The organism is Cytobacillus gottheilii (assembly GCF_018582665.1).
Lineage (GTDB): Bacteria > Bacillota > Bacilli > Bacillales > Cytobacillaceae > Cytobacillus > Cytobacillus gottheilii.
In genome coordinates this window covers 1,399,671-1,425,814 of the sequence record NZ_CP071709.1, presented here as the reverse complement: position 1 = coordinate 1,425,814, position 26,144 = coordinate 1,399,671, and the positions used below count along the sequence as shown (strand labels likewise).

General features: G+C 38.9%; 26 protein-coding genes. 11 read left to right on the top strand and 15 right to left on the bottom strand.

Annotated features, from left to right (window positions below):
* The first annotated feature begins 59 nt into the window (after window positions 1-59).
* Window positions 60-1,265 (top strand): M20 family metallopeptidase, encoded by a 1,206-nt coding sequence (locus J1899_RS07045; RefSeq protein WP_281420652.1) that lies wholly within the window; start codon window positions 60-62, stop codon window positions 1,263-1,265.
* A 30-nt stretch (window positions 1,266-1,295) separates the two neighbouring features.
* Here J1899_RS07045 and J1899_RS07040 read toward each other — a convergent pair whose 3' ends face one another.
* The 3 genes from J1899_RS07040 to J1899_RS07030 all read right to left on the bottom strand — a co-directional run bounded on the left by J1899_RS07040 (window position 1,296) and on the right by J1899_RS07030 (window position 4,036).
* Window positions 1,296-2,021 carry an EcsC family protein gene (locus J1899_RS07040; RefSeq protein WP_066447778.1) on the bottom strand — a complete coding sequence of 242 codons (726 nt, stop codon included), beginning with the start codon at window positions 2,019-2,021 and terminating at the stop codon, window positions 1,296-1,298.
* 64 nt (window positions 2,022-2,085) lie between these two features.
* Entirely contained in the window at window positions 2,086-3,303 is a 1,218-nt protein-coding gene (locus J1899_RS07035; RefSeq protein WP_214478185.1) for an ABC transporter permease, read from the bottom strand.
* Window positions 3,296-4,036: an ABC transporter ATP-binding protein gene (locus J1899_RS07030; RefSeq protein ID WP_066447782.1), complete on the bottom strand. Its 741-nt coding sequence runs from the start codon at window positions 4,034-4,036 to the stop codon at window positions 3,296-3,298. The genes J1899_RS07035 and J1899_RS07030 overlap by 8 nt, the downstream gene beginning before the upstream one ends.
* A gap of 850 nt (window positions 4,037-4,886) precedes the next feature.
* On the opposite strand from J1899_RS07030, the gene J1899_RS07025 reads away from it, so the two are divergent.
* The 4 genes from J1899_RS07025 to J1899_RS07010 all read left to right on the top strand — a co-directional run bounded on the left by J1899_RS07025 (window position 4,887) and on the right by J1899_RS07010 (window position 7,977).
* Window positions 4,887-5,306: an HIT family protein gene (locus J1899_RS07025; RefSeq protein WP_214478184.1), complete on the top strand. Its 420-nt coding sequence runs from the start codon at window positions 4,887-4,889 to the stop codon at window positions 5,304-5,306.
* A gap of 158 nt (window positions 5,307-5,464) precedes the next feature.
* The gene (serC, locus tag J1899_RS07020; protein ID WP_214478183.1) at window positions 5,465-6,547 is read left to right on the top strand and encodes a 3-phosphoserine/phosphohydroxythreonine transaminase; all 1,083 of its coding nucleotides are present in this window, start codon (window positions 5,465-5,467) and stop codon (window positions 6,545-6,547) included.
* Window positions 6,548-6,681: 134 nt separating this feature from the next.
* On the top strand, window positions 6,682-7,203 hold the full coding sequence (locus tag J1899_RS07015) for a tryptophan transporter (RefSeq protein ID WP_214478182.1): 522 nt from the start codon (window positions 6,682-6,684) through the stop codon (window positions 7,201-7,203).
* Between the two features lie 156 nt (window positions 7,204-7,359).
* On the top strand, window positions 7,360-7,977 hold the full coding sequence (locus J1899_RS07010) for a LysE/ArgO family amino acid transporter (protein WP_214478181.1): 618 nt from the start codon (window positions 7,360-7,362) through the stop codon (window positions 7,975-7,977).
* A gap of 31 nt (window positions 7,978-8,008) precedes the next feature.
* Here J1899_RS07010 and yhzF read toward each other — a convergent pair whose 3' ends face one another.
* Window positions 8,009-8,191, bottom strand: a complete 183-nt coding sequence (yhzF, locus tag J1899_RS07005) for a membrane protein YhzF (RefSeq protein ID WP_214478180.1) — start codon at window positions 8,189-8,191, stop codon at window positions 8,009-8,011.
* Between the two features lie 179 nt (window positions 8,192-8,370).
* Between yhzF and J1899_RS07000 the strand changes: the two genes are divergently transcribed.
* From J1899_RS07000 to J1899_RS06985, 4 genes are all read left to right on the top strand, one after another.
* Window positions 8,371-8,739: a YtxH domain-containing protein gene (locus J1899_RS07000; RefSeq protein ID WP_066447801.1), complete on the top strand. Its 369-nt coding sequence runs from the start codon at window positions 8,371-8,373 to the stop codon at window positions 8,737-8,739.
* A 506-nt stretch (window positions 8,740-9,245) separates the two neighbouring features.
* Window positions 9,246-9,821 carry an HTH-type transcriptional regulator Hpr gene (locus J1899_RS06995; RefSeq protein ID WP_066447804.1) on the top strand — a complete coding sequence of 192 codons (576 nt, stop codon included), beginning with the start codon at window positions 9,246-9,248 and terminating at the stop codon, window positions 9,819-9,821.
* Window positions 9,822-10,132: 311 nt separating this feature from the next.
* Window positions 10,133-10,681: a DUF3267 domain-containing protein gene (locus tag J1899_RS06990; protein WP_214478179.1), complete on the top strand. Its 549-nt coding sequence runs from the start codon at window positions 10,133-10,135 to the stop codon at window positions 10,679-10,681.
* A gap of 220 nt (window positions 10,682-10,901) precedes the next feature.
* Window positions 10,902-11,081 carry a hypothetical protein gene (locus J1899_RS06985; protein ID WP_066447810.1) on the top strand — a complete coding sequence of 60 codons (180 nt, stop codon included), beginning with the start codon at window positions 10,902-10,904 and terminating at the stop codon, window positions 11,079-11,081.
* Between the two features lie 213 nt (window positions 11,082-11,294).
* On the opposite strand, the gene J1899_RS06980 is transcribed toward J1899_RS06985, so the two are convergent.
* Together J1899_RS06980 and J1899_RS06975 are read right to left on the bottom strand one after the other, a co-directional pair.
* Entirely contained in the window at window positions 11,295-11,390 is a 96-nt protein-coding gene (locus J1899_RS06980; protein WP_066447818.1) for a YjcZ family sporulation protein, read from the bottom strand.
* Window positions 11,391-11,448: 58 nt separating this feature from the next.
* Window positions 11,449-11,532: a YjcZ family sporulation protein gene (locus J1899_RS06975; RefSeq protein ID WP_139785739.1), complete on the bottom strand. Its 84-nt coding sequence runs from the start codon at window positions 11,530-11,532 to the stop codon at window positions 11,449-11,451.
* A gap of 425 nt (window positions 11,533-11,957) precedes the next feature.
* On the opposite strand from J1899_RS06975, the gene J1899_RS06970 reads away from it, so the two are divergent.
* Window positions 11,958-12,887: a peptidylprolyl isomerase gene (locus J1899_RS06970; protein WP_066447825.1), complete on the top strand. Its 930-nt coding sequence runs from the start codon at window positions 11,958-11,960 to the stop codon at window positions 12,885-12,887.
* 51 nt (window positions 12,888-12,938) lie between these two features.
* Here the strand turns inward: J1899_RS06970 and J1899_RS06965 are convergent, their stop codons facing one another.
* The 6 genes from J1899_RS06965 to J1899_RS06940 all read right to left on the bottom strand — a co-directional run bounded on the left by J1899_RS06965 (window position 12,939) and on the right by J1899_RS06940 (window position 21,091).
* Window positions 12,939-13,124 (bottom strand): sporulation YhaL family protein, encoded by a 186-nt coding sequence (locus J1899_RS06965; RefSeq protein WP_066447826.1) that lies wholly within the window; start codon window positions 13,122-13,124, stop codon window positions 12,939-12,941.
* Between the two features lie 421 nt (window positions 13,125-13,545).
* Window positions 13,546-14,490 (bottom strand): 3'-5' exoribonuclease YhaM, encoded by a 945-nt coding sequence (yhaM, locus tag J1899_RS06960; protein WP_066447828.1) that lies wholly within the window; start codon window positions 14,488-14,490, stop codon window positions 13,546-13,548.
* Window positions 14,491-14,589: 99 nt separating this feature from the next.
* Window positions 14,590-17,589 carry an ATP-binding protein gene (locus tag J1899_RS06955; protein WP_281420649.1) on the bottom strand — a complete coding sequence of 1,000 codons (3,000 nt, stop codon included), beginning with the start codon at window positions 17,587-17,589 and terminating at the stop codon, window positions 14,590-14,592.
* A 4-nt stretch (window positions 17,590-17,593) separates the two neighbouring features.
* Window positions 17,594-18,817, bottom strand: coding sequence for a metallophosphoesterase family protein (locus tag J1899_RS06950; RefSeq protein ID WP_214478177.1), 1,224 nt, complete (start codon window positions 18,815-18,817; stop codon window positions 17,594-17,596).
* 128 nt (window positions 18,818-18,945) lie between these two features.
* On the bottom strand, window positions 18,946-20,199 hold the full coding sequence (locus J1899_RS06945) for an ABC transporter permease (protein ID WP_066447834.1): 1,254 nt from the start codon (window positions 20,197-20,199) through the stop codon (window positions 18,946-18,948).
* Window positions 20,192-21,091 (bottom strand): ABC transporter ATP-binding protein, encoded by a 900-nt coding sequence (locus J1899_RS06940; protein ID WP_214478176.1) that lies wholly within the window; start codon window positions 21,089-21,091, stop codon window positions 20,192-20,194. The genes J1899_RS06945 and J1899_RS06940 overlap by 8 nt, the downstream gene beginning before the upstream one ends.
* A gap of 138 nt (window positions 21,092-21,229) precedes the next feature.
* Here J1899_RS06940 and J1899_RS06935 point away from each other — a divergent pair, with 138 nt between their 5' ends.
* Window positions 21,230-21,415: a YhzD family protein gene (locus J1899_RS06935; RefSeq protein ID WP_066447839.1), complete on the top strand. Its 186-nt coding sequence runs from the start codon at window positions 21,230-21,232 to the stop codon at window positions 21,413-21,415.
* Window positions 21,416-21,585: 170 nt separating this feature from the next.
* Here J1899_RS06935 and J1899_RS06930 read toward each other — a convergent pair whose 3' ends face one another.
* The 3 genes from J1899_RS06930 to J1899_RS06920 form a co-directional block, all read right to left on the bottom strand.
* On the bottom strand, window positions 21,586-22,362 hold the full coding sequence (locus J1899_RS06930) for an enoyl-CoA hydratase (RefSeq protein ID WP_066447842.1): 777 nt from the start codon (window positions 22,360-22,362) through the stop codon (window positions 21,586-21,588).
* 184 nt (window positions 22,363-22,546) lie between these two features.
* A complete protein-coding gene (locus J1899_RS06925; protein WP_214478786.1) occupies window positions 22,547-24,166 on the bottom strand; it encodes a long-chain fatty acid--CoA ligase in 1,620 nt (539 codons plus the stop codon).
* Window positions 24,167-24,629: 463 nt separating this feature from the next.
* Window positions 24,630-26,129, bottom strand: coding sequence for a coproporphyrinogen III oxidase (locus J1899_RS06920; protein WP_425515008.1), 1,500 nt, complete (start codon window positions 26,127-26,129; stop codon window positions 24,630-24,632).
* Window positions 26,130-26,144 lie beyond the last annotated feature (15 nt).

The following is a 26,144-nucleotide window of genomic DNA, read 5'->3' as shown; positions in this document are numbered from 1 at the left end:
TTAAAAATGTTCATAATATTATATAATATAGTACAAAAAAGAAGTTAGGGGAGATTTTTTTGCTAGAACAGCTCTTTAGCTCTTTAGAAAAATATTATGATGAGATGGTTTCCATTCGCAGATATCTTCATCAGCATCCAGAACTATCATTTAAAGAAGAGAAAACAGCATTGTATATTAAAAACTATTATGAAAACCTTGGCATTGATGTACGCGCTAATGTCGGCGGCAATGGTGTGGTGGCAACCATTAAAGGACAAAAGCCTGGCAAAACAGTTGCTTTGCGTGCCGATTTTGATGCACTTCCTATCCAAGATGAAAAGGATGTACCTTACAAATCTCTTGTACCAGGTGTGATGCATGCTTGCGGTCATGATGGCCATACTGCTACTTTACTTGTATTAGCTAAGGCGCTTCATGAAATGAAAAATGATTTGCACGGTACATATGTCATGATTCATCAGCATGCAGAGGAATATGCCCCAGGCGGTGCAATTTCCATGATCGAGGATGGCTGTCTGGATGGTGTTGATGTTATTTTCGGAACACATTTGTGGGCATCTGAGCCAGTTGGAAAGATTCAATACAGAGTCGGGCCAATTATGGCAGCTGCAGACCGCTTTGAAATAACGATTCAAGGAAAAGGCGGCCATGGTGCACAGCCTCATCGCACAAAAGATGCTATTGTTACTGCTTCTTCTCTTGTTGGACAGCTTCAGCAAATTGTCAGCCGCAAAGTGAACCCTATTGACTCGGCTGTTGTAACAGTCGGCTCATTTGTTGCCGAAAATGCGTTTAATGTAATTGCAGACAAAGCAAAGCTGACTGGAACAGTTAGAACTTTTAATGAAGAAGTGAGAACTTCAATTGAACAAGAAATAGAGAGAATCGTTAAAGGCATTTGCTATACTTCCGACAGCTCTTACAGCTATGAATTTGAAAGAGGCTATCCTGCTGTCGTGAATCATGAGGAAGAAACAGATTACCTTGTTAACTGTGCACGAAATATCGCAGAAGTAACAGCAGTTGAGGAAACAGAACCGCAAATGGGCGGAGAAGATTTTGCCTACTATTTGCAGCATGTGAAAGGAAGCTTCTTCTTCACTGGAGCAAAACCTGAAGGCAATGAAAACTACCCACATCATCACCCTATGTTTGATATTGATGAGAAGTCCATGCTGATTGCTGCCAAAACATTAGGCAGTGCAGCCCTAAATGTTCATAACGAACAAAATGCTTTGGAAACGGAAAGTGCACAAGTATAAGATCGGTAAAATAAAAAAGCGTTCCTCTCGTTATTGAACGGGAGGAACGCTTTTTATTAATCTTAACCTGTAGGCATTTTTTGCGGTAACTCCTAACGCATCCAGTAAGTTATAATTCGCATAAGCTCCGATTGCTGCACCTACTCCAGGAACAAGCTGCAGCATTTTCACAAAATCAATGTGATCGCGGTACTCCTGCTGAAATTCCCGCCAATCCATATCCTGCAGTTCTTCTTTATACTGATCCCAATTTTCAATGATCGGCAGCACTTGCCTTCTTTTTTCATCACTTGAAAAAGCCAGCTGGAATATATGCAGAATAAAGAGGCGTTCTTCATACTTGGATGTGTCATAACCATAAATAGATGCTGCCTCAAACAACAGTTTCATCTTAATCGAGAGCAGGAGCGGAAAATCAGCAAGTCCTAAAAGAATTCCTCCCGCACCAGTTCCTGCACCCTCCACTGTTGCTGTTCTTCTATAAAAAGTCATTTTCTCTGCGAATACGGCGTCACGTTCCTTTAAGCTTAAACCCGTTGACTGAGAACGTTTCGTTGTAAAGTCAGAACCAGTTAATGTTGCTTTGACCATTTGCTTAATGCTGCTTGTAATCACTTCGTGCGCTTTCTCAGGGATTAACGAATTAACTCTTGTCTGAGCTTTTTTCGATAATCGGCTAATCAGACTTGAGCGCTTTAGCAAGCCTCTTTTCCACTCAACAATTTCATCATATACCTGCAGTTCATACTCATTCATAGAAAACATTCCTTTCGTCTTGTGCTATTTTATACGAGACAATAACGAAAAATGTTTCCTTTTTTTAATCCTTTGTCTGCAATCGCTTCGGCATATAGAGAAAAACATAAAGATAAGAAAAGAGCAGACCAGCTGTAAGCGTTAGAATAGCAGTTGTAAACTCTCCTTTTAAAAGGACTGTCAGTGCCAATAGAAACGCCTGCAGTGATAGTATACTTCCCATTAATTGTTTAAAAGATGTTTCCTTATATGCATCCCCAGTTGGATATAATTTCACCCATAATTTGTTTTCATGATGATAAAACAGCGGAAGAAGCTGAAAAGCCGTTAAATACATGAATAGGATCGCAAGCAGGATTTGACCATACCCATATGAAATAAAATAAATAACAGCTGCACCAATAAGCGTTAAACGAACAAATAGCCCTAAATAATCACCTGATCTTGCAAATGTCCGAATATACAAATGCGCATATATTTTTTCCGGTAAAAAAGGAACACCTGAATACAGAGGGTCCAGCCACTTTCTTCTTTTAACTGCATTTTTTAATTTTGGGACATCTGTAAACATATTGGCAAGCCGATAAAATGCTGTCATTCTTCGTTCTTCTTGTTCAATTAAATATTCCCATTTCAAGCCTTTCGTTTTGATTTTGCCATTAAAAAAGAGGAGCAGCAAAACGAAGAGCAAGCCGACAGGAACGATATATAAATAAGAAGCACCAGAAAATAGCAAGTACAAAAAGCCGGCATTAACAGCAAACCTTACGGCAGAATCAGATCTCAGCACATTTTGCTCTGTGTAATACTGAATTCTCCAGCGAATCTCCAAATTCAGCCATTTCACCAAAAGCAAAAGAGCTAATAAAGGGAAAAAGCCCTGAAAGCTCCCTCCGTTCACCTTTGCATACATCGGCATAAACAATGCCAGCAGCATCAGTAGTAAATACGCCTGTAGAAAAAAACTAACCATTAAGGATTTGCGGAAATACCCGTGTAATTTTGTTTCAAGCGGCAAAAGAAAAATCCGATCAGCCTCCGTTAAAAACGTAAAAATCGGGCTATATGTAAGCAATATTCCCAGAAATACAGCCATGATGGCTGGGACGGGATAATCAAGGGGCATCTCTTTTACCCAGCCTTGATAATAATAAGCTCCAGTTCCAAGGAGAAAAACGAGCACGATCACTAGATGGCCGTTAAATATATACCTCAGATAAGAACTCAGCTCTTTGCTGGTGCGCGCCAGTCGTTCTTTCCATAATGTATTCTCATTAAACATAATCTTCTTCCTTTGTGAGCTGTATATATAGATCATCAAGAGTCGCATCCGGCATATTAAATTGCTGCTGAAGCTCCTGTAATGTCCCCTTCGCCCGCACCTTTCCTTCATGTAAAATCACAAAACGGTCGCAATACCGTTCTGCTGTAGCAAGAATATGAGTTGACATTAAAATGCCTGCTCCCTCTTCCTTCATTTTTTTCATTAAATCAAGCAGAGATTGAATCCCAAGCGGATCTAAACCAACAAAAGGTTCATCTACAATATAAAGGGATGGCTGCACCAAAAATGCACACATAATCATAACCTTCTGCTTCATCCCTTTTGAAAAGTGAGCAGGAAACCATTTTAAGCGCTTTTCCATCCGGAATTCTTTTAACAGCTTTCCTTTTCTTTCTTTAAACTCCTCACTGCTGATTCCATATGCCATCGCTGTCATCTGCAGGTGCTCGTCTAAGGTTAATTCATCATATAAAATCGGCGTTTCTGGAACAAACGTGAATTGTTTCCGGTACTCTTCCTTATTTTCAAGAAAAGATTTTCCAGCAATCGAAATTTCTCCCTTATGAGGCTCCATTAAGCCAATCACATGTTTTATGGTAGTACTTTTACCTGCCCCATTTAATCCGATTAAACCAACAATTTCATTTGCTTTTACGTCAAAACTCACATCTTTTAATACAGGATTTCTTGTGTATCCGCCTGTGACATTCTTTATCTCCAATAGAGCCATCTTAAAACGTCCTCTCCATATATCATGATTTCATTGTAAAAAAGGGTGAGTGCATTGTCCAGTGTCGTCATTTTTCGCATACATTTTGCTGCTTGTTGTCTTAAATGCTTGATATAAGCAGTTCTCTAATTATAAAATTTTTTCTCCGTAAAAAAATGTATATAAGCTTCATATGCGGGCATTCTAATTCTTGAAGGGGAAACAAATCATTAATTGAACATCTAACAGATATTCAAAATTTGAAATGAGGTGCTTGTCGCAGACAGCAATCTTTCAATAAACGTGATTTAACCTGAAACGTTCCTAAGATAAGGGGATGGTTGCATTGCACGAAAGTAATGAAAACCGCAGATCTTAAACACTAAGGCCGTATAACCGAATATTGCCTTCCATCATTTAATTAAAATGAGGTGTTTATCAAAGACTAACATCACTTTCTTTATAAGTTGTGAAACATATAAAGACAAATAGGGGATGGTTAGCTTGAACAAAGATCGAATGTCTCTAATGTAAACACAATTCATTTACAAATGAGGTGTTTGTTAAAGAGTACTTCCCGTTTTAGAACAGTATTCAGAAGTTTCTCCTTCACGAGGCAGGATTCCCAAGCGGGATCCTGCCTTTCCTGTGTTCTTATGATCGACAAATTCCGGGGCGTTTCGGGGTGTTTCGGGGCGTCACTGTGACGTGTCGAATTATCGACAAATTCCGAGGCATCACTGTGACACCCCGAACTTCAAACTACCCGAACCTAAACCAAACACACCGAATCTAGCTTCCATTGCGTCGAATTTTCATCCATTGTATGATAAAATTCAAACAACAAAAAAATTTGATTGGAGTTGTTTATATGAGTGATTGTATTTTCTGCAGCATTATAAATGGAGATATTCCAGCTGCTAAGGTGTTTGAAAATGAGCATTGCTTGGCATTTTTAGATATCAGCCAGGTAACAAAGGGACATACACTTGTGATCCCAAAGGTACATAGCGAAAATGTATATAAATTAGATGAGGAGACAGCTGCCAATTACTTTAAAGCAATTCCAGAAATTGCACGTGCCATTAAAGCAGCCTATAATCCCATTGGCTTAAACCTCCTGAATAATAACGGAGAAGCTGCTGGACAATCTGTATTCCACTATCATATGCATCTCATCCCCCGTTATGGTCAAGGAGATGGAATGGGTGTCGTTTGGAAATCCAATCAATCAGCTTATACGCCAGCAGATTTGCAGGAAATTGCCTCTTCAATTAAAGACCAATTATAAAGTCATGAATGCTTCTCATTTAGAGAGGCATTTTTTCTTTTTAATTTTTCTAAATATTCTTGTTTAGCCTCTGTACAAATTTACAAAGTCTGTTAACATATATGTATCTTTAGCTCTTTACAGTACGATCGTATTACAGCATAACGGAGGTTATTGAAATGAAGCGTGCGCTAAACTTTAATGCAGGCCCAGCTGCAATGCCGGCAGAAGTCTTGCAAAAAGCCGAAAAGCATTGGCTTAACATAGCTGATACCGGCATGGCTGTCATGGAATTAAGCCATAGAAGCAAAGAATATGAACAAATTCACGAAAACGCCATACAAGGACTGAGAAAGCTGCTTTCCATTCCAAGTGACTATGAAGTTTTATTTATTCAAGGCGGAGCAAGTCTCCAATTTTCAATGATCCCCATGAACTTCTTACATGAGAACACTTCAGGAAATTATGTTTTAACAGGATCCTGGTCTGAAAAAGCGTTAAAGGAAGCTCAAAAGATCGGCAGCACCGCTCCAATAGCTTCCACTAAAGAAAACTCCTATCGTTCAATTCCACAACTATCAGATATCAACACAACTGAGAATGCAGCCTATTTGCATATAACAAGCAATAACACGATTTACGGCACACAATGGCACACTTATCCGACACAGCTGCATATACCTTTAATCGCTGACATGTCCAGTGATATTTTAAGCAAGCAAATTGACATAAATCAGTTTGGGATGATCTATGCTGGTGCACAAAAGAATCTTGGACCATCTGGAGTAACAGTTGTGATTATTCATAAAGATCTCATTTCACAGGATAATGATCACTTGCCGACTATGCTTCAATATAAAACCTATGCGAATAACAGCTCTTTATACAATACACCTCCTACACTTGCGATCTACCTACTGTCCCTTGTTCTGGAATGGGCAGAGGAAAAAGGCGGACTGCAAGCCATTGAAAAAATGAATGAAAACAAAGCGAAATATTTATATGATGCCATAGACGAAAGTGACGGTTTCTATTTAGGGCATGCAGAAAAAAGCAGACGTTCAATGATGAATGTTACCTTTAATCTAGCTGATAAAGAGAAAGAAGCTTTATTTTTACAATCGGCATCTGATGCAGGTTTTATCGGACTAAATGGTCATAGATCAATTGGCGGCTGCCGCGCCTCCATTTACAATGCAGTACCTGAAGATCATGTATATAAGCTTGCACAATTTATGAAAAGCTTTAAACGAAATTCTTAAAAAGTAAAAAAAACATGCTGAAAAAAATCATTCTGTGGTATAATGAGTGAAAGTTTTTCGCTGCAGGCAAAGAGTGCACTGCAGGAGAGACAAAGAACAAAAAAGAGAACAGCAGAGCAGAGGAGAGATTAGAAATGAATAGTAAGAATCTTGTAGCATTGGCGCTACTCGTTGGAATGGGTGCCGTTTTGCACACAGTTGTACCTGGATTTGTATTTGGCATGAAGCCTGATATGATGTTAACCATGATGTTTCTTGGAATTTTATTATTCCCTGATGTAAGAAGTGTTTTATTATTAGGCATTGCCACTGGGGTAATTTCCGCTTTAACTACCTCATTTCCATTAGGGCAGATCCCAAATATGATCGATAAACCGATTACAGCCTTTTTATTTTTCGGCATCTACCTAATCATTAAAAAATTCAACAAACCTACATTATCTGTTGCAATATTAACAGCAGCTGGCACGCTGATTTCAGGAGTTATTTTCTTAACAGCAGCCTATCTGCTAGTCGGCTTGCCTGGTGCATTTGCTATCTTGTTTACCGGGACTGTACTGCCTGCAATGGCAATCAACACAGTGCTGATGGTCATTCTTTATCCGGTTGCACAAACAATTGGGAAGCGGACAAAGTTAATACCTGCAAGCAACTAACAATAAACTCTAGGTCCAAATCAACAGATTTGGACCTTTTAATTTGTTGTATTAAAAACTACAGTCTAATGCCTATTGTATCCCAACCAATTGGATGGAGACATTTCATGGATCTTTCATTAGAATAAGCCTATCAGCTTGAAGGAGGACATTATAATGATAGAAGCTTTTATTCATGGAACCGTACTGGCTTTTGGCCTTATTTTACCGCTTGGCGTTCAAAACGTCTTTATTTTTAACCAAGGAGCCATCCATAAAAATTTCGCCCGCAGTATACCAGCCATTGTAACAGCAGCACTTTGTGATACTCTATTAATTCTATTAGCGGTCACAGGAGTATCTTTAATCATTTTCCAATTTGAATGGCTAACTACTCTCATTTATGCTATTGGATTTATATTTCTAGTTTATATGGGATGGACAATACTAAAAAGTGATTCAGCAGCCGATGACCAAAATGCGAAAGCTCATTTCACACCTAAAATGCAAATCACATTCGCAGCTTCCGTTTCTTTACTCAATCCTCATGCCATTATTGATATTATAGGAGTAATCGGTCCGAATTCATTAGCTTATAAAGGGTATGAGCTAGTTGTTTTTACTTTATCCTGTATAGGCATTTCTTGGATTTGGTTTTTCGGTCTGGCCATAGCGGGAAGAATTTTTGGGAAGGTTGATGCAACCGGCAGCTTGGTCAAAAGGTTTAATCAAGTATCAGCCTTTATCATCTGGGGAATTGCCATTTATCTTGCAGTGAAAGCTTTTAGCGGATAAGCCTAGAATGTTTTTTCATTTCCCGCCGTTCCTAAAAAAAGAGTGTGACGATGATTCCTAATAATAGGAGCAAGCCTCCCCCTGCTCCAAGGGTGGCTGCTCTTTTTTTCAACAAATATTTCGGCGGATACATGCCTGGCTTTTTAATTAAAAGGAAACAATACCCTGCACCAGCCAGCATGGTAAAGCCCAAAATAAGTAAAATACTTGTCATCTTTGCCACCACTCCTTCTTAGCCTTGTACCAATATATGCCTGCCTCCGCTCTCTTATGAAATACAAAAACGTTTAAATACGACAATATTGTGTTAAATACATAAAAAGGTGTTTATTGATCGTAAAAATTTGTGTAAGATAAAACTATGAAAACGTTTTATCTGGGGAGGTTATCATAATGAAGGCTAAATCATTTCTATTAGGTTTGATTGCTGGAGGAACAGCTGCTGGCATTTCTGCCCTTTTAACAGCTCCTGCATCCGGAAAAGAAACTAGAACCGTTATTCATACGAACGGAAATATTGTTAAACATCGATTAGATTATTTAAAAGAACAGCTTCTTGATATAAAACGGGCAACGACAACAGTTACAACAGAAGGAAAAAGTGCTTTTGCTGAACTGTCAAAGGATCTGAAAGGTTCGATTCACGACTGGAAAAACGAAATTCGTCCTCATGAACAGAACTTAAAACGTGAAATCCAGGAGATCGAAACAGCCATTCAAGAATTAGAGACCACACTAAATCAAGGGAAAAATTCCAGGTAAGATCAGCATCTTTCCAAGAAATAAATTTCTTTGGGAAGATGCTTTTTATTGCTTTTTTATATTTTTAAGTTTAATACATTAGAAAAGAAGGATTTTGCATCCTTCAGAACGAAAACTAATATATTATAAAAATGGTTTTATAAATAGTAAAGCGTATACAATTTCGTTCTTTTTTTCTGAAAATCGATTGAAACTCATAACAAGCAACTTCCTAAGAAATAATTTCTAAAAATTTCGCAAATTAATACCTTTATTAATTTTTGTTTTATTGGCATAATGATAATAAGAAATGTGGAAACGGCTTGCTCAGCCCCGACAAGCATAAGGCAAGTCATTTAGAAGGTTGCCCTTTAACCTTCTGGATGGATTGACTTATGACCTCGAGGGGCTAGCCGTTGGAACTGGACTACTTAGAATGTGGAAGGCGCTTGCTCTTTCTGGAAGCGCAACCGAAAAAATCAAAAAATCGAAATCTTAATTTCCTTATAAAGCAGGTGAATAAGTGTATGTCGAATAAAGAATATACAATGAAAGAGGCATTACTTTTCAGTCAGAGAATAGCTCAGTTAAGTAAAGCCTTATGGAAAGCCGTTGAGAAGGATTGGCAGAATTGGATTAAACCGTATGATCTTAATATTAATGAGCACCATATTTTATGGATTTCCTATCATCTGAATGGAGCCTCTATCTCTGATGTTGCAAAATTTGGCGTCATGCATGTTTCTACCGCGTTTAACTTTTCAAAGAAGTTAGAGGAACGAGGCTATTTACGATTCTCAAAAAAGGAAAATGATAAAAGAAATACGTATATTGAACTTACCCCAGAAGGTGAAAATGTTTTACTAAGTATGATGGAGTCCTATAATCCTGAAGAGAACTCAGTATTTTCAGGAGCCTCCCCATTGAGAGAATTATATGGAAAGTTCCCGGATGTGATCGAGGTAATGACAATTGTCAGAAATATTTATGGCGATGATTTTATGGAGATTTTTGAAAAATCATTTGAGAATATTGAAAATGAATTTACAGATAACAACGGAATCATCGAAAAAAAAGATAAATCAGAAAAAGAACTCGTCTGATACAACAAATGCTTTGACTCCCCTCCACTTATGTAAAATTTATAATCACTCCAGCTGCTGCATAATCAAACAGCAGCTGGTCCACTTAAATCATCCTTCGATTAATCTCTATGCTATTTGTACACTAAAAAAAGCCTTTGCAAAGCCCCAGAATAATCTACATAATAATTCATCAAAATGACTATAAAATCACTCCTCATTTTTTCTAATATTAACCATAAAAATACCTATTGATTTTTCATGTTATTCATCGTAAAGTATCTTAGTAAGTTTTGGATTTAACTAATACTTTCTCCCTTTGGAGGTCTAACATGATGAACTGCTGGAAGACGATTAATTTCACTAAACAATATAGACCCGAGCGGCTTTTTATATTGTCTTCCTTAACAATGCTACTTACTTTTATAATAGTGTATGTACCAGCTACTTATCTTTTTGTTCCGAACTACTTTTATGATAATTATTTTATTTTGTTTGTGGCAGGAATGTGGATTCTTTATCCGCTTCATAAAATTCTTCACTTCATTCCATTAATACCTTGTGGAAAAAAGGTGAAAAAAACAGCAGAAATGAGATTTGGCATTATGCCGATTCTGCACTTTATTGTAAATGAACCAGTTACGCGTTTTACCTTTTTAATTGCCCTTTGCACCCCTTTTATTGTAATTAATGCGTTGTTGGCTGCTGGATGTTTTCTTTTCCCTCATTATGTTCACTATTTTGTTATTTTAATAGCTTATCATACAGGGATTTGTCTTTTTGACATGATCATCATGAAAGATGTCATGAAAGCTCCTGCTCAGTCCTTTATAGAAGAAAATGAAGATGGTTTTGAAATATTATTGCAAAGAGAAGGTTAAAACTGGGTAAAAGGCACTCCTTCTTCATACTAAATTTTTGACAGATTCTGCTTATTTCAGTTATTCTTTAAAAGACATCTCATAATGGATGTCTTTTTTTCATAAGCTAAATTTAATTAGAAAAGAAAATCCTGTTACAATCTTAAATACTATCTTTTTTATTTAAATTTTGTTATTGTAATTAAGTAAGAAAACTTCGCCGATGGGGAGGGAATCTTCGTTGATCTCCATTTTTATTGTGTTTGCTATATTTATTCTATTCTATATTAACAAAATGACATATTCCCTTTGTCTGCAAAAGGAAATACCTGAAGAACGCCAGCCAAAGGTTTATAGAACAATTAATGTTCTGATCACGATTCTTCTTATTTCTTCTTTTGTAGAAATTTCATTTACGTAATGCCAAATAACCAGGCTGTATATCACAGCTTGGTTATTTTTGTTTCATTTTGTATAAATGATATAAAAATATGAATTGCATATGCAAAGGACGCTTTATGGCGTCCTTTGCATTTTCCCGGGTTAAAGCCGGGAGATACTCATACTGATTTAGTACCATCAGCATTCCTTATATAAGAAAGTATCCTTCATCTACAAGGTACGGTCTTCTAAATTACAGCCAAGAAGCTCCGATGATAATTAACAGAATGAAAAGAACTACGATTAACGCGAAACCTCCACCATAACCATATCCGTTTGAACCAGACATTCAAATTCCTCCTTTCTCGTTGGGACAAAGGGTTCAGAGAACCCAATGTCTTCTTAAATTAAAGCCATGCTGCACCAACGATGATCAATAAGATGAACAACACAACGATTAAAGCGAATCCGCTGCCGTATGCACCGCCCATGATAACACCTCCCTCATAGGTTGCTACCATATACTATTCAAAGCCTTCTGTTTTCGAGTAGGCATTTTCACCAGGAATCTGAAATTTCTTTCCTGGCTGTTTTTCAAAACCGCTTATCGCAGTTTCTATGTATCATATGTAGCAAATCAAATTTCGGGATAGGCAAATACCCAAATTTTTTAAATTGACTATGTAGTTTTATTTTTTTTATTAATTACATTATGGTATAGTAATGGATGTGTACAAAAATAGGCTTTTTCTAAATGTTGTTGTTTTTAATAAGTTGAATGCAAGGCAAAGAATATAAGCTTTTGTCATCTGTAAAATCGGCCATTCATTAAATTCGTGTGAAAGAAACCGTCACCTTATGAGCAACTGCGTTTTTGAAAGCAGCCAATTGAAATTAACGATTAGGAGTGTTCAACATGAAAAAATGGGTTATTTCCTTCTCCCTTGCTGCTGGAGTTTTAGGATTAAGTGCTTGTAGCAATGGAGGCTCTGACGCTGTTGTTGAAACAGGAAATGGCGATATAACGAAGGACGAGCTATATGAAGCGATGAAGGAAAAATATGGTGAACAGACACTTCGTGAGCTTGTATACGAAAAAGTTCTATCCGAAAACTATGAAGTTACGGATGAAGAATTGAATGAACAGATGGATGAATTAAAGCAGCAGCTTGGTGCAAATTTTGAGCTAGCATTGCAGCAATACGGTTATGAAGATGAAGATCAGCTTAGAGAAACACTGCGTGCAACTTTATTGCAGGAAAAAGCTGCAGTTAAAGATGTAGAAGTATCTGAAGAAGAAGTACAAGAATACTATGATAATTATCAGCCTCGCATTAAGGCTCGTCATATCCTTGTAGAGGATGAAGAAACAGCTAACGAAGTGAAACAAAAGCTTGATGATGGCGGAAACTTTGAAGAATTAGCAACTGAATATTCTAAAGACCCTGGTTCTGCTGCAAATGGCGGCGACTTAGGCTGGTTTGGACAAGGTCAAATGGTAGCAGAATTTGAAGAAGCGGCGTATGCACTTGATGTAGATGAAATCAGTGCGCCTGTTCAATCTCAGCATGGCTTCCATGTTATCCAAGTAACTGAAAAAGAAGAGAAAAAGTCTTTTGATGAAATGAAAGAAGATATGGAACATGATCTTAAAGTAGCTAAGCTTCAACAGGATCCAACGATTGTACAAGCTGCATTGGACAGAGAACTGAAAGATGCAAATGTAGATGTTAAGGATGAAGATTTGAAAAGCATCATAAGTGACAGCTCTGCAGAAGGTGAAGATGCTGACACAGAGAACACTGAAGAAGAAAGCACTGAAGAATCAGAAACTGAAACAGAATAAAGACAAACGGGTTCCTGAATAAGGAACCCGTTTTTTATGCTTTAGCACGTCTCATCCAAAGGAGCGTTCGCCTGCCTTCTTCTCCTCTTTCTTCTCCTCTAGCCGCTGCATATACACTTCTCCTTCGCGCTCAATCATTTCATTTTCCTCACGTCTTTCATCTCTGCCTGTTTTAATCGCCATAATTGCACAAAAAACGATTCCTGCCGCAATAAAATACACCCATACTGGAATCAAGTTAATCCCTCATCTCTTCTTAGTTTGTCCTATTACCTATTAAAACTTTATGCAGTTTTCATAGATTTATGCTATTTTTATGTACTTCGCGGCTATGGGAGCTGCTATATTTTTAAATAGAAAAAGAAGCTGAAAAAAAGAAATAAACACCAATATTCAATATCTTGTTTTGCTCATTTAAACAAGTCCGTTCCACTGCGCTGCGGACCCTCGCTTTCCGTGGGGAGGAAGCTCCTGCGGGGTCTCACCTTTTCCTCTATTGCCCACAGGAGTCGAGGGTCCTCCGCTCCATTTCACTCATGTTACTAAAATATATTTTACAAATACAAAAAAAAAACCGAATGATTAGAAAGATGAACTTCCTAACCATTCGGTTCTATAAGTGTGTTAAATATTTATATCCCAGCCTCTTTTCATTCTTTTACTTATGAAAGGTTGGCTTATAAAAGGATCGATTATCGAGTGCAAAAACTCGTTCTGTAAATTCGCCAGGCTTTGTGCGATGGAGGGCACGGTCTAGCATATTCATTTTTGCGTCTAAATTATCAATATAATGAAGGATTTCCGCTTCTTTAATCATCGGCGGTTTCGGGCTCCCCCACTCTGCCTTTCCATGATGGGACAGAACGAGATGCTGAAGAACCATAACCTCTTCACCGCTAATAGAAAGTTCCTCTGCTGCTTTGCCAATTTCATTCACCATAATCGTGATATGTCCAAGCAAATTCCCTTCAACGGTATACACAGTTGATATAGGACCAGAAAGCTCGGTAACCTTCCCTAAATCATGAAGAATCACACCTGCATATAAGAGGTCTTTATCAAGACTAGGGTAGAGTCCCGCAATTGATTTTGCCAAGTCAAGCATAGATACAACATGATAGGCAAGACCGGATACAAATTCATGATGATTCTTTGTTGCAGCCGGAAATTCCAGAAACGCTTTTTGATGTTTCTTCAGCAAATGTCTGGTTATTCTTTGCACATTCGGGTTTTTCATTTCAAATATATATTGAGTGATTTTACTCATCATTTCATCTGTACTTACAGGCGCAGTTTCAAGAAAATCTGCTAGTTTTACTGGATCTGTAGGAGACGCTGGTCTAATTTGGCGAATACGAAGCTGATTACGTCCACGGTAATTTAAAATATCACCAGCTACTTTTACAATCGTTTCAGGACTGTAGCTTTTTTCATCTTCATCTGATACATCCCAGAGCTTCGCTTCGATCTCTCCGCTCTGATCCTGAAAAATTAATGTTAAAAACGGCTTGCCGTTGCTGGCAATCCCTTTTGTTGCGTTTTTAATCAGCAGAAATACTTCTATTTGTTCTCCAACTTCGTAATATACAATTCCTTTGCTCATACGTGCACCGACGCTCCCTTCTATGAAAATAGTATAACATAGAAAGCGATAGTTTCGAAGTTCAGGCAGGAACAGACACCCTTATGCCTCCACTAACAATTATCTGTTAGTCAGCAATGGGGCTGTCAATTCAATCGTTTCCTTATCATAAAATTGGGAAAGCAAATGCTGATGACAGGTAAAAAATAGAATTTGCCTGTTTGTCAGTGAACGAAGAAGCTTCATCATTCGCTCTGTCCTGTTATGATCAAAATTAACAAAGCTATCATCGATGATTAGCGGATAGTTCTCTTTTTCATAAGCTGTTTCCGCCAAGGCTAATCTAAGAGCAACATATACCTGTTCTTTTGCAGCTTGGCTTAGTTCATAAACTTCAAAAGAGGTTTTTCTTTTATTTTGAATATAAAAGCCGCTTTCTTCCTGCTTTGGCCAAATTCGAATATATTCTCCGCCCGTCAGTATGCTCAAATGTTCCTCTGCTTTTGCTATAATCTTGGGAAGACGTTCATCTTTAAAAGCAGCAATCGTTTTTCTCAAAATATGCTGTGCAGCTGCATATTTAGCCCATTCTTGTGCATCCTGATCCAGCTCGGCCTTGATTAGCTTATATCGATGCAGCAATTCTGCATGTGTACCGCCTTCTTCAATCCGTTTCGCTTCATATTTCATCTCTGCCAACTTTTTTTGGCAGTCGGGAATTGAATTTTCCAGTGAGTCAACAAGATCTGTTAACTCTTCAAGCGTTTGTTTTTCATTCTTTTCACCTGTCAAATACTCCATTTGTTCTAATGATAACGGTGAAATTTGCAATTGCATCTGTAATGCATCTCTTCTCGCTTTTATCTGCTCTTTTCGTTCTGCTTGTTTTGCCAGCTCTCGAAAATGCTCTTGATCTGCTGCATTTCCTTGCTTCATTAGCTCTGAAAGTTCCTCTTGATACTGGCTGATCTCAAGCAGATAGGTGTGCTCTTCCTCTTCCAGCTTCTGAAGTTCCCGAGCAGCTTCCTCTTCCTTCCCTTTTTTAGCTATTTCATCTTTTAACATTTTTCTTAATTCATAAACCTTCTCTGCATAACTTGATTCATGATGAAGGTGAAATCTTTCTGCCAGTTTATCTATTTTCTCTTGCAGCATTTTTAGACTTTCAGATGTTTGAGCATACTCTTGAACAATATGTCTTTTTCCTTTTACAGCGGTTTTCAATTGTTCAAGTAAACGATAGGCTTCACCTAGTTGCTCAAGTGTCTCTTCATTATGCAAAGGAAGATGAAGATGAGCGCAAAGCTCCTGCAGCTTCTTTTTGGATTGCTGAAAGGCAACTTCCCAACGTTCAAATCCCGAAATGATCTTTTCATTTGAGAGAATCTCCTGCTGCATATAGATCTCCAGCTCTTTTAGTTTCTGTTTTCGTTCGTCGTTTTGTGCTTTTAAAACAGCAAGGGTCTTTATATCGTGGTCTGGAAGCTCTTCGAGGCGCTTTTCTATGTCTATCAGCCGCTGCTCTAAGCCCGCAGTGTCTCCTTCATCTATTTTCGCCTTAGACTTTACTATGAAATGATATATAACAAATAGCAGACCTGCAGCACCTATTATCCCTATGAGCCATTCCTGCTGAAGCAGCGACCAAACAGTAAGAATGAAGAACAAACAGGCTAATAAAACGGCTGGCTTCGCATCGTTTTTCGGTTTTCTTTGCTGCCGCTGTCCAGATCGACCCGAATTCTCTGCCTTTTGTTTTTTCCTCATTTCATCAAGTTCTCGCTGCAGCCTGCTTCTTTCCTCAACCTCATCCTGTTTCTTCTGCAATTCATCCTCTTCTTTAGAAGACAGCTGCAGAGCTTTGAGCTCGTTCACTTTTTTCTCGAGCAGATCCAATTCCCTTGTACTCTCATTAAACTGCTCATCCAAATCCGCTTTCTTGGCAACTAATCTTTTATATTCATCCTCAGCTTCTGATACTTGCTTCTTTTTATGAATGCTTGTATCAATAGAGGCAATTTCGCCATCAGATAAGGTTATATTTAACCTTTCGTTTAAGTCTTGAATATCACTCTCTATGTTTGCACGTTTTAAAGAAAGTGTCTTTTCCTCTTCTCTAAGTTTTTGCATAAGCGGAAGCTGTTCCGAAATACTCGTTATTTCTTTTTCAGCTGACAATATTTCTTTATTTGCCTGGCCCGCTCGAATCTCCTCGGATAATTGTGTAATCTGCTTCTTTAAAGCAGATTGCTTTGCGAGAAGCGGTCGCTGCCCTTCAAGAAGCCGTTCGAAGCGAGCTAAACCATCGATTGGGAATACGAGGTCTTTATATGCAATCCATTCTTTCTCCAGAAGCTTATTTTCCTTATAGACTGGCTCTATCTGCTGCCAGGAAGTAAGAGTATGAACATTCTCTTTGCTTTCAGCCAGGTCTTTCTGCATTCTCTTAATCTGTTCCTCAAGCTTTTCTATTTCTTTTATAAGATGCCAATATTCCTCGTTTTTTTGCTCTGCCATTTGAAGCTTTTTGTACAGTTCTTTTACTTCTGAAATTTTTTGATTTAATGCTGGCTTTTTTCCATTCGGTTTAAAACGCGTTTCCAGCTCTTTTTGCAGCGTTTGCTCTGCCAGAAGGAGCTGATCTGTGCCAAGGGCGCCAGCAGAAAAGAGCAGCCTGCCCAGATCCTCGCCATTCATCTGGTGGATATTTTGCAATCCATGAACATTAAAAGAAAAGATTGATTGAAACATTTTTTTATCCATGTCATGCAATAATTCTTTTAAGAGCGCTTCAGAACCAGCACTTCCATCTTCCATTCTGACCGTAACATCTCCGGCTGACTTTCCCTTCACCCGCTCAATAACCGCTTTGCCTTTGCCTGGAAATAAAACGGTCAGCTTGCCTCCATACTTGCTGCCTGCTTTTGGTTCATACCTCGATTCGTTTTGCTGTTTGGGCGGGAATCCAAAGAGGATAGCATGTATAAAGGCCATGATCGTTGATTTTCCTGCTTCATTTTCACCATAAAACACTTGAAAATCGCCAATTTGTGAATAGGTCTTATCCACTAGCTTGCCGTATCCATAGATTTGTATTTCTATAATCTTCAGGATGAGCACCTCCTTAGCTTTGATATAGTAACTGCATTAACAGATTTTCTGCTTCTTTTGAAATGGAATCCAGCTCATCTTCACTCTTTTTTTGTAAAAACCTTCTCGCTTCCGGATGCTTATATAAAAGTTCTAAGCTCATGCCAATCCCTTCCAAATCGTCAGCTGCATGAAACATTTCTGCAAAAAAAGCTGATTCGGACATCAGTTTCTCTTTGTTCCATTTTTTTCTTTCATTTACAAGTAGGTCAGCAATCCATATAAAGCCATCTTCCCCTTCTGCTTCATGCTCCTGCAGCAGTTCGAGCAGCTCCCCCTCGCGAATAGCAGCTGCATCTTTTGAAGGTAGATCTGTATTTTGAAGAGTCAGGGTTAAAATTTTTGCTTGGCCGTTCATTTTTTCTTCATCTAAAAGGTCTAGGCACTTTGAATAGATTTCCTGAAAAGAAGCAGCTTCTTCACAGTTTAATTCTCTTTCAGACCACACAACTGGAGCTGTCTTTATAAATGTCATTTCTGCACCTTTTTCTGAAAGCTGAACGAGATAACAGCCCTTATCTCCTGTTTCCTTCACATGCCGGCCTTGGGTATTGCCTGGATAAACTATTGGCGGTTCATTTTGAAGCACATTTCTTTTATGTATATGTCCGAGTGCCCAATAATCAAAGTTCTTATCTGCCAGCTCAGAGATGGTAAAAGGAGCATAGGTTCCGTGCTCACTTTCTCCTTCAAGCTGACCATGCAGAATACCGATGTCAAAATCCGCTCCATCTCTTTTTTTATAATGCTGAATCATGCGCTCATATACATGCCTGCTATGATAACTAAATCCATATAAATGAACAGAAGTTTGTGACTCTATTAAAAACTCCACCGTTTCAACTTGGTTTGAGAAGAGATGAACATTGTTCGGGAGAGGCAGATGAACCCAGCTGCCCTCCATGTGATCATGATTCCCATGTACAGCGAATACAGAAATACCCTTTTCGGCGAGCCGCTCCATTTCTTTTATAAAAATGATTTGGGCACGAATACTGCGGTCTTCTGCATCAAATAAATCACCAGCTAACACAACAAAATCTACATTATGTATGATCGCAGCATCCACTATGCTCGAGAGCGATTCAAATGTACTCTCTCTCAGTTTTGAAAAAATAGGCTGAGGCAAATGGCGCAGTCCAGCCATTCCACTGTCTAAATGTAAATCCGCCGCATGAATAAATGTTACTTTCTTCATTCCGATCCCTCTTTAACTAGGTTTTATGCACTTATTGTACATGAATTCAAAAGCGAATGCACGTTCTCCATATATCGTATTCGGTAAAAAAACCATAAAAAAGCCCCCAGATGGGAGCCTAGAACATTTTATTCCTTATTGGACAGCTGCAATGCTTTCTTAATGTCTTTAAACGAAGAAGACTTGCCGTATAATAATACGCCGCCTTTGTATACTTTTGCTCCAAAGATGGCGAGCACAATGATGGAAATCAACAGGATTGCGATTCCTAAAATCGGCTCCCACACTGGAAGAGTCAGCATTCCTACCCTCATAAACATAATCATTGGAGTGAAAAATGGGATGTAAGATGTGATCGTTACAAAGGATGCTTCAGGATCCGTCAATCCAAACATGGCAATTAAAAAGGCCGCAACAATTACCATTGTCATTGGTGTAATCATCTGCTGCACATCTTCAATTTTGCTGACAAGTGATCCTAAAAATGCAGCAAGAGTCGCATACAGGAAATATCCTAAAATAAAGAAAATGACAGCATACGTGATCGTGATAGCAGGAACATCGCCAAAGCCAAAGAATTCAAAAAAGCCGCCCTGCATCGAGTCAAGATTCTGTTTTACAAAATAATATCCAACAGCAAGGATCACCAGCATTTGTGTCAGGCTTAATAGGGCAACACCCAATATTTTGGCAAACATCTGTCGGATCGGTGGCACACTTGAAATGAGAATTTCCATAACACGGGATGATTTCTCTGTTGCAACCTCCATCGCAATCATATTTGCGTACATAATCACCGCAAAATAAATAACAAAGAGAAGAACATACACGAGACCGCGTGCCTGATTCAATTCCTCTGCTGATTTAGCATTATCCTCAAGTGCCGCTGTATTAAAAGAAACTGGATCATAAAGCTGATTTAATTGCTCTTGTGTTAAGTTAACTTCTGAGGCTGCCATGACCGTCTTCAATTGCTGAAGTGCACCCTGTAATTCTCCGGAGATTGTTGAATCTGCCACACTTCTTGCTTTATATAATCCTTCTGGCATATTATCGCTATTCATCGATAAAAGCAGCAAACCGCTATACTCTCCATTTGTTACTGCTTCCTCTGCCTCTTCTTCTGTTCCAGTGAACTGTTCAACAATCAGTTCACTCTCTGCAAGCTCAAGCTGTTCTGCCAAAGGAGCATATAATTCTGATTCCTGATCCATAACCAGTACTTGATCTGCCGCTTCATCTCCTTCAAAGAAGCCGATGATATTGTTCATATTTGCCAATCCTGCTACAAGCAAAGCTGTTATGATCGTGGTAATTATAAATGATTTCGTTTTTAGCTTAGAAAAGTAGGTATGAGATAATATAATCCAAAAACTATTCATATGCCGCACCTGCTTTCTCAATAAAGATATCGTTTAATGAAGGCTCTTCTAATTCAAATTTGCGGATAAAGCCTTTCCCGACTATTTCTTTTAAAATAGCTTCCGCATCCTCTTCTTTTGAGATTTGCAGATGTGCACCCTCTGCGGTTAGCTTCGCCTTCAGAACAAGAGGATGTGTTTTGAAAAACTCCATTGAAAAATCGCCATGAACGATTAAATTTTTGCGGCCGAATGAACGTTTAATTTCTTTAAGCGATCCATGCACAATCGGCTTTCCCTTTTGCATAATGCATAAGTGCTCACAAAGCTCTTCAACATGTTCCATTCGGTGTGAAGAAAAGACAATCGTTGTTCCTTTTTCTTTTAAATCGACTACAGCTTCTTTTAATAATTCAACATTAACGGGGTCTAGCCCGCTGAAAGGCTCATCTAAGATTAATAGCTCAGGTTTATGTATAACTGCTGTGATAAATTGAATTTTTTGCTGATTGCCTTTAGACAGCTCTTCCACTTTCTTGTCAGCGTATTCTGGCACCTTAAATCGATTCAGCCAATAATCAAGCTCCGACAAAACATCCTGCTTTTGCATTCCCCGCAATCGTGCTAAATAGACAATCTGATCCTTTACCTTCATTTTTGGGTAAAGACCGCGTTCTTCGGGCAGATAACCGATAATATGACTTGTCTTATAATCAATCCTGTTCCCTTTCCATGTAATGGTTCCATTGGTAGGATCAATTAATCCAAGGACCATGCGAAAGGTAGTTGTTTTACCTGCACCGTTTGCACCAAGAAAGCCAAACATCTCTTTTTCCGGGATTTCCAGTGATAAATCATCAACGGCTGTAAATGAACCAAATCTTTTTGTGACTTGGGCCAGCTTTAATACCATATAATCTCCTCCTTTAAACGGCCATATCTTATATACGAATGAGAAAAGGAAAAAGTTCCATTAAAAAAATTGCGTTCATTCTATTCGTATGATTGAATAGTGGTAACAGTCAGAATTCTTTATGAAAAGGAGAATCTTATGCAAACATATAAACTGACAGTCTTTGAACAAGACGGTGAAAAAATTCTGGATGAAGCCTTTCAGGCACAAAATGACCAAGAAGCAAAAACAAAAGGAGAGAACCTGCTGCACGAAAAAGCCATGCATGAAAAAACGCATCGCTGTACCTCTCCTGCTGGCAAACTCATTCTATTCCACCGCTGAATATGTGGATTGATCATCTGGCTCTGTCCAGCCTTATTTTCATAGCATTCTCTTTTTAATGTAAAACATCCTTTTTACTGATGGATTTACGAAAGAATAACAGTTTACAAAAGGAAGGCGGGCGATCCAATTTGCGTACAGCAACATTGGACAGTCCCGCCTAACTAAAACTATTTGCCTTGAAATACTGGCTTTCTTTTTTCGATAAATGCCTGTATCCCTTCTTTATGATCCTGTGTTTCTCTCATTTTGGCCTGTCCCAGCTTTTCAAGCTCCAGCACCTTTAAAAGCAATGGGCGATTTTTATCTGATAGTATTTTTTTCGTTTTGATCATAGCTTGTACAGGACTGCTCAGCCATTTATTAATCTTCACATCAAGGGCCTCTTCCAGCTCTCCAGCAGCTATTTCATGAATGATGTTTTTGGAAAATGCCTCTTCTGCACTTAAAATCTTCCCTTCCCAGATCAGCTGTTTTGCTTTATCTTCACCAATTCTATTTTCAAGGAAGAAATGTGCCCCTCCATCAGGGATTAAGCCGATGCCAATAAAGTTCATCGCCAGCTTGCTGGCAGAATCAGCGATAATATAATCGGTTGCAAGAGCTAAACTAAGCCCAAGACCGGCAGCTGCCCCTCTCACTGCACTAATTGTCAGCATAGGCATACTGTAAAGAGTTACAACCAATTCGTTAATACAGTCCATAACCTGATAGAAATCGCTTTCATTTTCAGCCGCCATCATCGTCTTTATATCCCCGCCAGATGAGAACGCTCTGCCTTTACCAAGCAGGACAACAATATCAATTCCATCCGAATTACTCACATCTTTTAATACACTCAATAATTCTTTCAGCATCTCAACATCAAGTGCATTTAACGAATCAGGCCGGTTTAGCTCGACCGTTGCAACTCGATCGTTTACACTCAGATTTACTTTTCCCATCATTATTCCCTCCTTTTCCATCTCTCTTCCATTATAAAGACAACATCATCATTTGAGAAATATTTTCAGAATAATTCATTAAAATAATATCTGACTTCATGAAGTCCTTGTAAAAGTAACAGGCTTTGTAAAAGGAAACAATTGAATAAGCGCTTGGACAAAATATCCCAAGCGCTCGATCCGTATATTAGTTCAGCTCCGAACTCATCATTCGAACCTGATCTCTTAATCTCATTTTCAGAAACTTCCCGACAGACGTTTTTGGTATTTCCTCCATGAAAAGAATGTCATCAGGCAGCCACCATTTCGCAAACTGCGGCTGTAAGAAAGTGTATAACTCTTCTTTCGTTACTGTTCCTTTGTATCCTTCCTTTAAAACAACACAGGCAACGGGACGCTCCTGCCATTCTTCATGCGGAACAGAAACGACAGCCGCTTCAAATATGGCTTCATGTGCCATCATTGCATTTTCAAGATCAACCGAGGAGATCCACTCACCGCCGCTTTTTATTAAATCCTTTGTACGGTCTACAATTTTCATAAAGCCCTCTTCATCAACAGTCACTACATCACCGGTATAAAGCCAGCCATCCCGAAACGCTTCATCCGATCGCTCATCACGATAATACCCCGATGCAATCCACGGTCCCCGTATCGCTAATTCGCCCATTTCCTTACCGTCCCATGATGCTTCTCCATCTTTTCCGACAACCTTCATTTCCAAGCCAGGGACGAGAATGCCTTGCATGGCTTTAATATTTAACTTTTCTTCTGTAGAAAGTTCTTCCTGATAGCTTTTTAATGAAGAAATAACAACAAGCGGACTCGTTTCTGTCATTCCATAAGCATGCATAAACGGAATGCCGTGCTTCTCTTCAAACGCTTTTATCATCCCGCGTGGTGCTGCTGATCCGCCGCAGAGGACACTTCGCAGTGAACTCATGTCATAGCTGTTTTCATCTAGTTCTTTTAATAATCCAAGCCAAATGGTAGGAACGCCGGCAGTAATGGTCACCTTCTCAGACTCTATTAGTTCCGCTATTAATTTTGGTGTAAAGTAAGGACCAGGCAAAACTAAACTTGTGCCAAACCATACCGCTGCAAAAGGCAGTCCCCAGGCATTGACATGAAACATTGGCACGACCGGCAGTGCAATATCCTTTTCACTGACAGCTGCGCTATCTGCCATTCCAAGCGCCATACTGTGTAAAACAATGCCGCGGTGAGAATAGACAACTCCTTTTGGATTGCCTGTTGTTGCTGATGTATAGCACATCCCTGCAGGTGCGTTTTCATCTAAATCATCAGGATATTCATAGTTTCCGCTTGCGTCCTGCAGCAATCTTTCATAATTATAAACAGATTCTATCGTTGTTTCAGGCATTTCATCTTCAGCACACATGACAATAAAGGCCTTCACAGTTGTCAGCTGGTCCTTTACCTTTTCAATTAATGGGAAAATGTCAGGATCGATCAGCAGCACCTGATCTTCTGCATGATTGATAATGTATATAATGTGCTGCGGAGAAAGTCGGATATTAATTGTATGCAGAACAGCACCGCTGCACGGAATCGCAAAATAGGCTTCTAAGTGGCGGTGATGATTCCATGCTAATGTACCAACTTTATCTCCACGTTTAATGCCCAGCTTCTGCAGACTTTCAGCCAGCCTTTTTGTTCGTTCTGCAATCGTTTTGTACGTAAAGCGCTGAATGCCGCTGCCTGTTCTTGAGACAACCTCTTTTTTTGGAAAAAACTTTTCAGCTCTTCTAATCATCTGCGTCATCGTCAAAGGTGTTTGCATCATCATAAACATTCCCCCTTTAAATAGTAAACGCTTACATTTTACTCTTAGAAGTATATGATTGATTGTCTTTATATCATTCGTCTCACATGACGATTATCCTGCTATGATGAAAATTTTTTATTTAAAAAGAAAAGCTCTTGGACAAAACGAAAATTCTATTTCTAAGACTTGAATATAAATGTAATTGGTTTGGTAATTTAAACAAGCGCGTTCCATTGCGCTGCGGACCCTCGCTTTCCGAGGGGAGGAAGCTGAGCCTCCTCGTCGCACGGGCTCCTGCGGGGTCTCACCTTTTCCTCTATTTCCCTCCGGAGTCGAGGGTCCTCCGCTCCATTTCACTCATATTTAAAAGAAATATTTTTAAATAACAAATAAAAAACCGAATGATTAGAAAGAAGAACTTCCTAATCATTCAGTTCTATGTCATGTTAAATACTTATGTCACAGCCTTTTTCTTGAAGGTTTATTCTTGTTTTTGTAAAAATAGCTCGTTCAATATATCAATTTTTTCTTGCGTGTACGCTTCAAAGCTATCATTGTATGTTTTCGGATCTTTTGGATTGGCAAAGTGCGTGATCTTTCCTGATTGAGGATCAATAAATTTACTTGCTGCTCCGCAGCCGATGCCAATGATGGTCTGCAGTTCTTCCATAATCATAATATTATAGATGCTCTCTTGATCTGGAAGAGCATAACCTACATTTTCCAGATTGCCGAGGATATTTTTCTGCCTGTATAAATAATACGGCTCATACCCCTTTTCAACTGTCCACTTTTCAGCCATTTCCATCATCTTTTCGACTTCATCGCGTTCCGCCACTTTATACTTCGCTTTATTCCTCGTCATTTCAGAAGCACGCTTAAACGAAAGTGTATGAACAGTTAGAGATTCAGGCATTAACTTTTCTGTTTCATCAAGAGAATGTTCAAATTCTTTTAAGCCCTCACCTGGTAAACCGATAATTAAGTCCATGTTTATGTTATTCATACCCATATTTCTCGCAAGATGAAATTTTTCAATGGTTTCTTTAACAGTATGATGTCTGCCGATGGCTTTAAGTGTTTCTTGCGTATAGGATTGCGGATTAATGCTGATCCGGTCAATATTCCACTTTTTCAATATATCTAATTTTGCCGGTGTAATCGTATCCGGCCGTCCTGCCTCGACCGTAATTTCACGGATGTTTTCTACATCTGGAAATGAGGTGTACATTTCTTCATAAAGCATGTCCATCTCTTCGGCCGAAATACTCGTCGGTGTACCGCCGCCATAATAAACGGTCGTAATTTTGACGTTATTTTCTTTAAGCCATTCCCCGATTTTTCTAATTTCAAAATGAAGGCCGCCTAAAAATGAATCCACCGAACCTTGTCTGCCATTGATGGCATATGCGGGAAAAGTACAGTACGCACATTTCGTTGGGCAAAAGGGAATCCCAATATAAATGCTGACTTCCTTCTGGAGATCATATAGATCCGGCACAACTGCAAGCTGGCGATCGACAATCCTTTGCATTAACTCTATCTTCTCATCTGTAATTAAATAATCTTCTTTTAGCTGCTGATGTGCTGCAGTAAGCGGGTGTCCATTTTGCATGTGGCGGTGCAGCAGCTTCGTTGGCCTTATGCCAGTTAAAATGCCCCACTTTTGTCTTACACCTGTCCAATCCTGCAATACTGTCAAATAGACATATGAAACAGCATGCTTCAACTGTTTAAACTCTTCTTTTTCTGTAAGATCCGATCCAAGAGTACGTTCGTACTGAGCAGAATGGCTTACTCCATTCAGATCTTGCAGCTTTGCAGAAACTTGAACCGATGTATCCATAGAAAATTCAAAAGCGATGTGCACATCGACATCCTCTGCTTCATTTTCCATCACAATGTGACTTTCTTCAAAAAACAAATTGGCAATCAGACGAAGCGGACGATGAAAACGGTCATCCTCTATACCTTGTATCATTAGTTTCACTAGAAT

Bases quoted from the DNA above. Each gene is read 5' to 3' on its own strand.
- J1899_RS07040 (WP_066447778.1), bottom strand. From the start codon at position 2,021: ATGAATGAGTATGAACTGCAGGTATATGATGAAATTGTTGAGTGGAAA.
- J1899_RS07035 (WP_214478185.1), bottom strand. From the start codon at position 3,303: ATGTTTAATGAGAATACATTATGGAAAGAACGACTGGCGCGCACCAGC.
- J1899_RS07030 (WP_066447782.1), bottom strand. From the start codon at position 4,036: ATGGCTCTATTGGAGATAAAGAATGTCACAGGCGGATACACAAGAAAT.
- J1899_RS07025 (WP_214478184.1), top strand. From the start codon at position 4,887: ATGAGTGATTGTATTTTCTGCAGCATTATAAATGGAGATATTCCAGCT.
- serC (WP_214478183.1), top strand. From the start codon at position 5,465: ATGAAGCGTGCGCTAAACTTTAATGCAGGCCCAGCTGCAATGCCGGCA.
- J1899_RS07015 (WP_214478182.1), top strand. From the start codon at position 6,682: ATGAATAGTAAGAATCTTGTAGCATTGGCGCTACTCGTTGGAATGGGT.
- J1899_RS07010 (WP_214478181.1), top strand. From the start codon at position 7,360: ATGATAGAAGCTTTTATTCATGGAACCGTACTGGCTTTTGGCCTTATT.
- yhzF (WP_214478180.1), bottom strand. From the start codon at position 8,191: ATGACAAGTATTTTACTTATTTTGGGCTTTACCATGCTGGCTGGTGCA.
- J1899_RS07000 (WP_066447801.1), top strand. From the start codon at position 8,371: ATGAAGGCTAAATCATTTCTATTAGGTTTGATTGCTGGAGGAACAGCT.
- J1899_RS06995 (WP_066447804.1), top strand. From the start codon at position 9,246: ATGTCGAATAAAGAATATACAATGAAAGAGGCATTACTTTTCAGTCAG.
- J1899_RS06990 (WP_214478179.1), top strand. From the start codon at position 10,133: ATGATGAACTGCTGGAAGACGATTAATTTCACTAAACAATATAGACCC.
- J1899_RS06980 (WP_066447818.1), bottom strand. From the start codon at position 11,390: ATGTCTGGTTCAAACGGATATGGTTATGGTGGAGGTTTCGCGTTAATC.
- J1899_RS06975 (WP_139785739.1), bottom strand. From the start codon at position 11,532: ATGGGCGGTGCATACGGCAGCGGATTCGCTTTAATCGTTGTGTTGTTC.
- J1899_RS06970 (WP_066447825.1), top strand. From the start codon at position 11,958: ATGAAAAAATGGGTTATTTCCTTCTCCCTTGCTGCTGGAGTTTTAGGA.
- yhaM (WP_066447828.1), bottom strand. From the start codon at position 14,490: ATGAGCAAAGGAATTGTATATTACGAAGTTGGAGAACAAATAGAAGTA.
- J1899_RS06950 (WP_214478177.1), bottom strand. From the start codon at position 18,817: ATGAAGAAAGTAACATTTATTCATGCGGCGGATTTACATTTAGACAGT.
- J1899_RS06945 (WP_066447834.1), bottom strand. From the start codon at position 20,199: ATGAATAGTTTTTGGATTATATTATCTCATACCTACTTTTCTAAGCTA.
- J1899_RS06940 (WP_214478176.1), bottom strand. From the start codon at position 21,091: ATGGTATTAAAGCTGGCCCAAGTCACAAAAAGATTTGGTTCATTTACA.
- J1899_RS06935 (WP_066447839.1), top strand. From the start codon at position 21,230: ATGCAAACATATAAACTGACAGTCTTTGAACAAGACGGTGAAAAAATT.
- J1899_RS06930 (WP_066447842.1), bottom strand. From the start codon at position 22,362: ATGATGGGAAAAGTAAATCTGAGTGTAAACGATCGAGTTGCAACGGTC.
- J1899_RS06925 (WP_214478786.1), bottom strand. From the start codon at position 24,166: ATGATGCAAACACCTTTGACGATGACGCAGATGATTAGAAGAGCTGAA.
- J1899_RS06920 (WP_425515008.1), bottom strand. From the start codon at position 26,129: ATGATACAAGGTATAGAGGATGACCGTTTTCATCGTCCGCTTCGTCTG.